The organism is Bradyrhizobium sp. P2_E8, from assembly GCF_056403875.1.
In genome coordinates this window covers 1-1,893 of record NZ_JBFUES010001249.1, presented here as the reverse complement: position 1 = coordinate 1,893, position 1,893 = coordinate 1, and the positions used below count along the sequence as shown (strand labels likewise).

Genomic DNA, 1,893 nt, shown 5'->3' with positions numbered 1-1,893 from the left:
CCCATGGCGGTCCCGCCATCCTCATCATCGGTGATGTGGTCCGGCATGCCGGCTCGCTTCGCCGCCAAACACCCAAGCAAATCATCTCCGACCTATTGGATGCCGCCGAATGACCTCTCCTCTGCAACAAAAACTGAAAATTACGGGTCCCTCCGTCGTGACCGCCAACCGGACCTGGGACGGCGTCGTGGTCTATCGCACTGCCGCCAGGGGCTGGTCCGTGGAACTGACGGATGCCGCGATCGTGCGAAACTCGGACGAAGCGAAAGCGTTGCTCGCCGAGGCCGTGGCCGATGACGTCGGCGCGATCGGCCCCTATATCGCGCCGGTGCAAGTCGACGAGGCCGGCAAGATCCTGCCGGGTAATCTGCGTGAGCAGATTCGCCGCGATGGCGTGACGATCGGCTTGCCCGTCTGAATGTTGGCAGAGCTGTAGGGCATTCTTCATGTACGCTTACGACGAAATCGACCGCACGCTGGTCAACGAGCGCGTCTCGGAATTCCGCGACCAGGTGAAGCGGCGCCTCTCCGGCGAGCTCACCGAAGACGAATTCAAGATGCTGCGCCTGCAGAACGGCGTCTATCTGCAACTCCACGCCTACATGTTTCGCGTCGCGATTCCCTACGGCACGCTGGCGTCGAACCAGTTGCGGGCGCTGGCCCATGTCGCGCGCAAGTACGACCGCGGCTACGGCCATTTCACCACGCGCCAGAACATCCAGTTCAACTGGATCAAGCTGTCGGACCTGCCGGACGCGCTGGCCGATCTCGCCGAGGTCGGCATCCACGCGATGCAGACCTCCGGCAACAACATGCGCAACGTCACCTCTGACCAGTGGGCCGGCGTCGCGCCCGGCGAGATCGAGGATCCCCGCATCTGGTCGGAGCTGATCCGCCAGCACACCACGCTGCATCCGGAATTCTCGTTCCTGCCGCGCAAGTTCAAGATCGCGATCACCGCGTCGGACCACGACCGCGCCGCGATCAAGGTCCACGATATCGGCCTGCGCCTGATCAAGAACGAGAAGGGCGAAACCGGCTTCGAGGTCCTGGTCGGCGGCGGTCTCGGCCGCACGCCGTTCATCGGCAAGACCATCAAGCACTTCGTGCACGGCCGCGATCTCCTCAGCTACATCGAGGCCATCCTGCGCGTCTACAACCAGTACGGCCGCCGCGACAACATCTACAAGGCCCGTATCAAGATCCTGGTGCACGAGCTCGGCATCGAGAAATTCTCCCGCGAGGTCGAGGACGAGTGGCAGCACATCCGCAACTCCTCGCTCCAGATCGACGACGAGGTGATCGAGGACATCCGCTCGCGCTTCATCTATCCGGCGTACGAGAAGCTGCCGCACATGCCGGACGAGTTGCGGCAGGCCGCGGCCGATCCTGATTTCGAAGCGTGGCGCAAGAACTCCGTCGCCGCGCACAAGAACCCGGGCTATTCCATCGTCACGATCTCGCTGAAGCCGATCGGCGCGCCTCCGGGTGATGCCACCGCCGAGCAGATGGATGCGCTCGCCGATCTCGCCGACAAATATTCCTTCGGCGAAATCCGCGTCGGCCACGAGCAGAATCTGGCGCTGCCGCACGTCGCCAAGCGCGACCTGCCGGCGCTGTGGAAGGCGCTGGACAAGCTCGGACTGGCGACCCCGAACGTCAATCTGATCACCGACATCATCGCCTGCCCGGGGCTCGACTATTGCTCGCTGGCGAATGCGCGCTCGATCCCGATCGCGCAGGAACTGACGCGGCGCTTCGCCAATCACGAGCTCGCCAACCTGATCGGCCGGCTGCACCTCAACATCTCGGGCTGCATCAATGCCAGCGGCCAGCACCATGTCGGCCATATCGGCATTCTCGGCGTCGAGAAGAACGGCGAGGAGGTCTACC

The 1,893-nt window shown here is 63.5% G+C and carries 2 protein-coding genes; both read left to right on the top strand.

The annotated features are described in order from the left end of the window. Positions 1-109 precede the first annotated feature (109 nt). Positions 110-418, top strand: a complete 309-nt coding sequence (locus AC1D00_RS39185) for a DUF2849 domain-containing protein (protein WP_011084294.1) — start codon at positions 110-112, stop codon at positions 416-418. Positions 419-446: 28 nt separating this feature from the next. Continuing rightward, on the top strand, positions 447-1,893 hold a 1,447-nt coding region (locus tag AC1D00_RS39180; protein WP_477014366.1), incomplete at its 3' end, for a nitrite/sulfite reductase.